Source organism: Cellulomonas triticagri (genome assembly GCF_003696205.1).
GTDB classification, from domain to species: domain Bacteria; phylum Actinomycetota; class Actinomycetes; order Actinomycetales; family Cellulomonadaceae; genus Cellulomonas; species Cellulomonas triticagri.
Window position 1 is genome coordinate 1 of sequence record NZ_RFFI01000144.1, and the last position, 8,920, is coordinate 8,920.

Below are 8,920 nucleotides of genomic sequence, written 5' to 3' on the forward strand. Positions count from 1 at the left end.
GGGAAAGACAGCCCCTGACCGAACAACACCTCGATCTGCGCCCGCTCCTGCAGCGTCAACCTCGCACCAGCCATGCCACGCACCCTCTCGATGAGGACCACGTTGCAACAACCACCTGACGCCAAGCGACGCGAAACCCACCACTGCTGACCGCTCGACGGGGCCGTAGCGGTGGACGAGGAGCGGCGACTTCCTCGGCGGGGCGTCCTCGGCTGGGGCCGGGACGGGGTGGAGGGGACGGGCCCGCGGGACGGGCCCGCGGGGCGTCCCCTCCACCGACCGGTCAGCGGAGGGTGATCTCCGCGGTCCCGCCCTGCGCGGGGACGGGTGCGCCGAGCGCGTCCGCGAGCGCCCACGCGTCCGGGACGGCACCGGTCGCCTCGGCGCGGACGGTCGCGCCGTCGCGGGTGACCCGGAACCGGACCTCGCCCGCCACGCCGCGCACGACGGTCTCGCCGTCGTACCCGTCCGGCAGCCCGAACACCCGCAGGGTCACCCCGGTGGCGTGGTCGTAGTCCGGGCGGTCCGTGCGGGCGCCGACCGGGAGCACCGTCCCGGGCCGGACCAGCAGGGGCAGCGAGTCGAAGCCGTGCCGCTGCCGGTGCCACCGCGGGCCGGAGACCACGGAGCCGTCGAGCAGCGACGTCCACTCCCCCTCGGGGACGTACACGTCGACGTCGCCATCGGCGGTGAAGACGGGTGCGACCAGCAGCGACTCGCCGAGCATGTACTGGGTGTCCACGGCGGCGGCACCGGGCTCGTCGGGGAACTCGACGACCATCGGCCGCATCACGGGCAGGCCGTCGGTGTGCGCCTCGCGACCCACCCCCGACAGGTACGGCATGAGCGAGAGCTTGAGCTCGGTGAACCGCTGCGTGACCTTGACGGACTCCTCGTCGAACGCCCACGGCACCCGGTACGACGACGACCCGTGCAGCCGGGAGTGCGAGGACAGCAGCCCGAACGCGAGCCAGCGCTTGAAGACGGCGGCGTCGGGGGTGCCCTCGAACCCGCCGATGTCGTGCGACCAGTACCCGAAGCCGGACGACGCGAGGGACAGCCCGCCGCGCAGCGACTCGGCCATGGAGACGAAGGTGGACTCGCAGTCGCCGCCCCAGTGCACGGGGAACTGCTGGCCGCCCGCGGTGGCGGAGCGTGCGAACAGCACGGCCTCGCCCTCGCCCTTGACCTCCTCGAGGAGGTCGAAGACGGCCTTGTTGTAGAGCTGGGTGTAGTAGTTGTGCATCCGCTCGGGGTCGGAGCCGTCGTGCCACACGACGTCGGTGGGGATCCGCTCGCCGAAGTCGGTCTTGAACGCGTCGACGCCGGTGTCGAGCAGGGCGCGGAGCTTGCTCTGGTACCAGGCGGTGGCGTCGGGGTTGGTGAAGTCGACCAGGGCCATGCCGGCCTGCCACAGGTCCCACTGCCACACGGAGCCGTCGGCGCGCTTCACCAGGTAGCCGAGCTCGCGACCCTCCTCGAACAGGTGCGAGCGCTGCGCGATGTACGGGTTGATCCAGACGCACACCTGCAGGTCGCGCTCGTGCAGGCGGCGGAGCATGCCCTCCGGGTCGGGGAACGTCGCCGGGTCCCACACGAAGTCGCACCAGTGGAACCGGCGCATCCAGAAGCAGTCGAAGTGGAACACCGACAGCGGCAGGCCGCGCTCGGCCATCCCGTCGATGAACGACATGACGGTGGCCTCGTCGTAGTCGGTGGTGAACGACGTGGACAGCCACAGGCCGTAGGACCAGTCCGGCACGCGCGCCGGGCGGCCGGTCAGGGCGGTGTAGCGGCGGAGCACGTCCTTGGGGTCGGGCCCCGCGACGACGTAGTAGCGCAGCCGCTGGCCGGGGACGCTGAACTGGGTGCGGGAGACGACCTCGGACGCGATCTCGAACGAGACGTGCCCGGGGTGGTCGACCAGGACGCCGTAGCCCGCGTCGGTGAGGTAGAACGGCACGTTCTTGTACGCCTGCTCGGAGGACGTGCCGCCGTCGGCGTTCCAGACGTCGACGGTCTGGCCGTTCTTGACGAACGGCGTGAACCGCTCGCCGAGCCCGTAGACGTGGTCCGCCACCCCGAGCGCGAGCTGCTCGCGCACGAACGGGCGGCCCGCGGCGTCGGTGACCACGCCGACGCCGCGGGAGGTGGAGCCGGTGACGACCTGGCCGTCGACCTCGATGTCGAGGGCCCACTCCCCCGTGGTCGCGACCCGGGCGGTGAGGTTGCCGGTGGTCAGCGTGGCGCGGGCGTCGCCCGCGGTGGGACCGGTGACGACGACGTGCGGGGCGTCGTCCGCGAGCGCGAACGCCGGACCGGGGTCGACGCCGCCGCGGTGGTGCTCGACGGTGACGCCGAGGACGCCCTCGGCGGGCGAGTCGAGCGTGATCGTGATGAGCGGGCTGTTGAGGGTGTCGCCGCGGGTCGCGAGGCGGCCGGTCCCGGCGTAGGCGGTCAGGGACCGCTCGCCGAGGACGACCTCGTCGACCGCGCGGGGGCGCAGCACGTCCACGCCCGGGAGGTTCTGCCAGTAGCCGTCGGTGAACTTCATGCGGGTGCCCTTACTTGACCGCGCCGGCGGTGATGCCGCGGGTCAGCGTGCGCTGGAAGATGAGGAAGAAGACGATCGCCGGGATCATCGAGACGAGGGCGCCCGCGTTGGTCGTGGGGGCGTCCATCATCCGGTCGCCCTGCAGGGAGGCGAGGGCGACGGGGATCGTCTGGGTGGCGTTGGTCGTGAGCATGACCAGCGGGATGAAGAACTCGTTCCACGTCCAGATGAAGAAGAAGATCACCAGGACGCTGAGGGTCGGCCGGACGACCGGGTAGACGATGCTCCACAGGGTGCGCCAGCGGCCCGCGCCGTCCAGGGACGCGGCCTCCAGCAGCGCGGGCGGGAACGTGCCGAGCACCGAGGACAGCAGGTAGGTGCCGAACGCCGCCTGGATGACGGTGAAGATGATGATGACCGACCACTGGTTGTTGGACAGGCCGACCTCCTGCGCCATCTGGAACAGCGGGTAGACCAGCACCTCCTGCGGCAGCATGTTCGCGAGCAGGAACAGGGTGACGATCCACATCCGGCCCCGGACCCGGCCGACGCCGAGCGCGTAGGCGCTGAGCAGCGAGAGCACGACGCCGAAGACCGCGACGGTGCCGGAGATCCAGATGGAGTTGACCAGCTTCTCGGGGAAGTTGACCCGCTCCCAGAAGTTCACGAGCCCGTCGGTGTACAGCGAGACGGGCCAGGACAGCGGGCCGTTCTGCGAGTAGTCGGCAGGGGCCTTGAAGGCGTTGAGCACCATGATGGCGAACGGCACCAGCATGATGACGGCGACCAGCACCGCCCCGGCGAGGACGAACCACCGGGACGCGCCGCGGCGGTGCCGCCGGTCGACGTCGGTGGCGCGGGTCCGGGGCGCACGGGGCGGGCGGCCGCCGTCGAGGGCGGTCCCGGGTGCGCCCGCGGCGGGCAGGGTCTCGATCGGGGTGGCCATCAGCGACCCGCCTCCTCGCGCCGGGCGCTGCGGGCCTGCAGCACCATGATGACGACGGCCACGAGGATGATCAGGACCGTCAGGACGTTCGCGATGGCGGCGCCGTAGCCGACCTTCGACTTGTCGAAGAAGTTCAGGTACGAGTAGTACGACGGCACGAGCGTCGAGGACTCGGGCCCGCCCCGGGTCAGCACGTAGATCGGCCCGAACACCTTGAGCGCCGCGACGGTGCAGGTGAGCGTGATGACGAACGTCTCGGGCTTGATCTGCGGGATCGTGATGGCCCGGAACCGGTGCCACCAGCCCGCGCCGTCGAGCTCGGCGGCCTCGTACAGCTCGGGGTCGACGCGCTGCAGGGCCGACATGAAGATGACGACCGGGTAGCCGATCTGGATCCAGATCAGCACGAGCATCACGGTCGGCAGCGCCGTGTCGGTGGAACCGAGCCAGTTCGGCGGGTTCGCCACCCCGATCTCGCGGAGCAGCACGTTCACGGCGCCGGTCTGGGAGTTGAGGATCCAGTTCCACAGCACGCCGGCGACGGCGACGGGCAGGATCTGCGGCAGGTAGTACGTCGCCCGCAGCACGGAGGCCACGCGCGGGCCGAACCGCTTGCCGAGGACGTCGAACAGCGTCGTGGCGAGCAGCAGGCCGAGCAGCGTCGGCACCACGACCATCGCCAGGATCATCGCGATGGAGTTCCGGAACGACGTCCAGAACTGCTCGTCGGCGAGCAGGTCGGTGTAGTTGCCCAGCCCGTACCAGCGCAGCGGCGCGTTGCCGCCCTTCCACTTGTGCAGGCTGTACCAGATGTTCATCGCGAACGGGATGAGGATCACGACGGTGAAGGCGATGAGGCCGGGCAGCAGGTACGGCAGGTAGCCGAGGCGCTGGCGCGAGCGGCTGCTGCGGCGGCGGGGCGGCGCCGGCGGGGCGGCGCGTTCGACGGTGGACATGCGGCTCCTCGAGGTCGGGGTGCCCGGGCGGCGGCAGCGCGTGCCGCCGCCCGGGCGGGGTGGGGATCAGCCCTCGAGCAGGTCCGTCTTGCCCTCCTCGTAGGCGTTGGACAGGCCGTCCAGCACCTCCGACGGGCTCTTGGACTGGTTGACCAGCGACTGCAGCTCGCTGACGATCACGTCGTAGTAGCCGGGCACCGGCCAGTCGGGGTAGAACGCCAGGCCGTCGCTGTCGAGGATCGACTCGAAGTTCTCGGTCATCTCCTTGGTCTTCTCGTCCGTGATGGACGCGGAGTCGCCGGCGACCGGCAGGCCGCCCTTCTGGCCGAGGATCTCCTGCACCTCGGGGCGCAGGGTGATGTCGATGAACTCGTAGGCGAGGTCCTTGTTGGCCGCGTTCTCCGGGACGACCCAGAGGTTGCCGGAGCTGCCCGGGTGCATGTCGTTCTCCGGGAACAGCGTCTGGCCCCAGGTGAACGGGATCTCCTCGACCAGGCGGCCGAACCACCAGGAGCCGGAGACCATCAGCGGGTAGGTGCCGTTGATGAACGAGACGCCCATGTCCTCGGCGGTCAGCGCGGCGGAGTCACCGGCGATGTAGCCCGCCTTGATCCACTCGTCGAGCTTCTCGGTGGCCTGCGTGAACGCCTCGGCCTGGAAGTCCACGTCCTCGGTGAACAGCTGGTAGGCGTCGACCAGGTCGCGGTCGCCGTAGTGCAGCACGAGCTCGTACCAGAGCTGGCCGAGCGGGTACTCGGAGCCGGCGGTCGCGATCGGGGTGATGCCCGCGGCCTTGAACGTGGCGAGCGCGTCCTCGAACTCGTCGAACGTGGTGGGCACCGCGATGCCCTGCGCGTCCAGCATGTCCTGGTTGAAGTAGACGCCGACGAACTCGCCGTAGTTCGGCACGCCGTACCAGTCGCCGGAGCCCATGAGGCCCTGCTCGTCGTACTGCGCGGTGGTCTGGATCGAGTCCGGCAGGGTGTCCGCCCAGCCGCGCGAGTCGGCCTCCTCGGTCAGCGGGGTGATGAGGCCCTGCGAGGCGAGCTGGCCCGCGGTCGCGTTGCCCTTGTTGTACTCCATGACGTCCGGGACGTCGTCGCCGGTGAGGAAGATCTTGGCGTTCTTCTGGATCTGCTCGAAGGTCTGGTTCTCGACCTTCACGGTGACGTCGGGGTTCTCGTCCTCGAAGATCTCGATGGCCTTGGCCCACGCCTGACCCATCGCCGAGTCGTCGTTCTCGTAGTGCCACACGGTCAGCGTGTCGCCGTCGCCGCCGCCCGTGCCGCCGCCGCTGTCGCCGCCGCACGCGGCCAGGGCCAGCGGCAGCGCGAGCGCGAGCGCTCCCGCCACGTACCGCTTCCGGTGAGCTGCCATCACACGTCCTCCTCGTCGAGTTCTGCTGTGCTGTGGTGCTGTCGCCTGCCCGCGTCGGCGGGCAGGGGGTCTAGGGGGCGCCCGCCGCCGCGGGCACGACGGGCGCGGGCTCCGCGGCCCCGGGCTCGGCGTCCGCGGGCACCGGCCCGGTGCTGCCGTGGTCCACGAGCCGGCACCGCTCGAGCACGGGCGCCAGCGCCGCGCCGGTGAGCAGCAGCGCGAGCAGCGCGTCGACGGCGGCCCGGCCGAGCTGCGCACCGGGGGCGTGCAGGGTGGTGAGCGGCGGGACGGTCTGCTCGGCGACGGCCGGGGACGACACCACGGCGAGCACGGACATCCGCTCCGGGACGGTCACGCGGCGTGCGGCGAGCTCGGCGACGACGCCGAACGTGGCGTCCTCGTTCATGGTGATGACAGCCGTCGGCGCGGGCGCGTCCCCGTCGAGCAGCCCGGCGAGGGCGGCGCGGCCGCCGACCACGGACTCCTCGGCGGCCACCTGCACGGGCGTGAGCCCGCGCGCGGCCATCGCGGCGTCGTACGCGGCGGCCGCCCGCCGGGTGGGGCCGTGGCCCTCGGCGGTGCGGTGCGCGGCGTGGTTCACGAACGCGATGCGCCGGTGCCCGAGGTCGGCGAGGTGGGCGACGGCCTCGGTGAGCGTGGCGGCGAAGTCGATGTCGACGGTCGGCAGCGCGGCGTCGGCGGGGTCGTCGGTGCGGCCGATGAGGGCGACCGGGACCCCGGCCTCGCGCAGCGCCCGGACCCGGGCGTCGGCGGCGTGCACCTCCATGACGAGCACGCCGTCGGCGAGCCCCTGCCGGGCGACGCCGACCAGCCCGTCGGCGTCCTCGACGGCGAACGGCCAGAGCACGAGCTGGTACCCGCGCTCCTGGGCCGCACCGGCGGCGCCGAGCACGAACTCCGCGGAGGTGCGGCTCAGGCCCGCGGCGCCGACCGGGTGCGTCAGCGCGAGGACGTGGCTCCGGCGGCTGGCGAGGCCCCGGGCGAGGGCGTTGGGCCGGAAGCCGAGCTCGGCGGCGGCCGCCTCGACCCGGGCCCGCGTGGTGGCGGAGACGGGACGGGTCCCGGTCAGCGCGGCGGAGACCGTGGACAGCGCGACGCCGGCACGACGTGCGACGTCCTGCATGGTCACCACCACGAGCTGTCCTCCTCGACGGCTGTCCCGACACCTCGTCGATGAGGTGTCGAAGCGCTTCGCGCGACAGCACCGTAGACCCGGGCACCGGGCGCCGTCCAGACCCGGAGGTATCGAAACGATCACGACGATGGTCGAATCGCTTCGACATAGCCCGACGCACGCACTCGCTCCAGAACCCGATGGCCATCGCGCTCCGACCCGCCGCGATCCCCGGTCAGGGCGTCTGGCGCGACGACATCATCGAAGCGTTTGCACAGCCCAGCGCACCCCACGACGCACCCCGCCCACCCCACCCCCGCACCGGACCGGACGGGCGCCACCAGGTGCTCCCGCGCACCACTACCCTGGGCCGATGGCGACGATCGGCGACGTGGCCCGCGCGGCGGGCGTCTCGGTGTCGACCGTCAGCTACGTGCTGAGCGGGAAGCGCACCATCTCCGCCCCCACCCGGGAGCGCGTGCAGCGCGCCGTGGCGGACCTCGGGTACCGCCCGCACGCCGGGGCGCGGGCGCTCGCCTCCAGCCGCAGCAACGTCATCGCGCTGATGGTGCCGTTCCGGCCGGGCATCAACGTGCAGATCATCATGCAGTTCGTCGGCGGGGTGGTCACGACCGCCCGGGAGCACGACCACGACGTCCTCGTGCTCACCCAGGACGACCCGCAGGGCATGTCCCGCATCGCGGCGTCCTCGACCGCCGACGCGCTGATCGTCATGGACATCGAGGCCGACGACGCCCGGCTGCCCGCGCTGCGCTCGCTCGCGCTGCCGAGCATCCTCATCGGCGTCCCCGACGACACCACGGGGCTGAGCTGCGTGGACCTGGACTTCTCCGGCGCCGGGCGGCTCGCGGTGCGTGAGCTCGCGCGGCACGGGCACGAGCACGTCGTGCTCGTCGGCGCGTCCCAGGACCGCCTCGACCACCGCGCCAACTACGCCGTGCGGATGCGGCACGGCGTGCTGGAGCAGGCCGCCGCCAGCGGGATGAGCGCCCCGGTCGTCCCGGCCGAGCCGACGTTCACCGGCGGGGCGCTCGCGCTGGACCGGGTGCTCGCCGAGCACCCCGGCACCACCGGTCTCGTCGTGCACAACGAGGCGGCCCTCGGCGGGCTGCTCGCCCGCGCCGCCGAGCGCGGGCTGCGCGTCCCCGAGGACCTGTCGATCGTCGCGGTCAGCCCCGCCGACCTCGCCGCCGCCCTGCCCGTGCCGGTGTCGATCATCGAGGTCCCCGGCGAGCGCATCGGCCGGATCGCCGTCGAGATGGTGATGGCGCGCCTGGCCGGGGAGGACCTCGCCGAGACCCGCCTGGTCAGCCCCACCTACACCGACCACGGCAGCGTGGCCGCCCCAGGCGTCACACCGTGACGAGCGCCCCCGCCCGGTAGACCGCGACCGGGACGACGTCCCCGTCGGTCACCACGACGTCGGCACGCCGTCCCGCCACCAGCGCGCCGAGGTCGGGGCGGCCCAGCACCTCCGCCGGGGTGGTCGCGGCCGCGCGGGCCGCCGCGACCAGGCCCACGCCCGACGCCGCGACCTGGCGCACCACGTCCACCAGGTGCGCCGTGCCGCCCGCGATGGCGCCCGCCGAACCGTCGTCCTCGAGCAGCCGGGCCACGCCGCCGCCGACCCGCACCGCCATCGGGCCGAGCCGGTAGTCGCCGTCCGCCATCCCCGCCGCCGCCATCGCGTCGGTCACCAGCGCGATCGACCCCGGGCCGACGAGGTCGAACACCGCCCGCACCGTGCCGTCCGCCAGGTGCGTGCCGTCCGCGACGAGCTCCACCACCAGGTCGCCGCGCGCCGCGGCCGCGAGGCAGGCCGCCACCGGACCGGGGTCGCGGTGGTGCAAGGGGCGCATGCCGTTGAACAGGTGCGTGGCCGTGGGCCGGGGCGAGCGCCCGCCGCCGGGACGGCCGCCCGCCGCCGCGCT

The 8,920-nt window shown here is 72.7% G+C and carries 6 protein-coding genes and 1 pseudogene; 1 reads left to right on the plus strand and 6 read right to left on the minus strand.

The annotated features are described in order from the left end of the window. Nucleotides 1–283: 283 nt before the first annotated feature. From yicI to EBM89_RS18290, 5 genes are all read right to left on the minus strand, one after another. Nucleotides 284–2,554, minus strand: coding sequence for an alpha-xylosidase (gene yicI, locus EBM89_RS18270; RefSeq protein WP_122151062.1), 2,271 nt, complete (start codon nt 2,552–2,554; stop codon nt 284–286). 10 nt (nt 2,555–2,564) lie between these two features. After that, nucleotides 2,565–3,500: a carbohydrate ABC transporter permease gene (locus EBM89_RS18275; RefSeq protein WP_122151063.1), complete on the minus strand. Its 936-nt coding sequence runs from the start codon at nt 3,498–3,500 to the stop codon at nt 2,565–2,567. Continuing rightward, nucleotides 3,500–4,456 (minus strand): carbohydrate ABC transporter permease, encoded by a 957-nt coding sequence (locus tag EBM89_RS18280; RefSeq protein WP_122151064.1) that lies wholly within the window; start codon nt 4,454–4,456, stop codon nt 3,500–3,502. The genes EBM89_RS18275 and EBM89_RS18280 overlap by 1 nt, the downstream gene beginning before the upstream one ends. A gap of 66 nt (nt 4,457–4,522) precedes the next feature. Then, nucleotides 4,523–5,833 (minus strand): ABC transporter substrate-binding protein, encoded by a 1,311-nt coding sequence (locus EBM89_RS18285; RefSeq protein ID WP_122151065.1) that lies wholly within the window; start codon nt 5,831–5,833, stop codon nt 4,523–4,525. Nucleotides 5,834–5,903: 70 nt separating this feature from the next. Next, nucleotides 5,904–6,977, minus strand: coding sequence for a substrate-binding domain-containing protein (locus EBM89_RS18290; protein WP_147463615.1), 1,074 nt, complete (start codon nt 6,975–6,977; stop codon nt 5,904–5,906). Between the two features lie 364 nt (nt 6,978–7,341). Here EBM89_RS18290 and EBM89_RS18295 point away from each other — a divergent pair, with 364 nt between their 5' ends. Then, on the plus strand, nt 7,342–8,352 hold the full coding sequence (locus tag EBM89_RS18295) for a LacI family DNA-binding transcriptional regulator (protein WP_122151067.1): 1,011 nt from the start codon (nt 7,342–7,344) through the stop codon (nt 8,350–8,352). Here the strand turns inward: EBM89_RS18295 and EBM89_RS18300 are convergent. After that, a pseudogene (locus tag EBM89_RS18300) lies at nt 8,342–8,920 on the minus strand (N-acetylglucosamine-6-phosphate deacetylase); the annotation flags it as partial. The gene EBM89_RS18295 and the pseudogene EBM89_RS18300 sit on opposite strands and share 11 nt — an antisense overlap.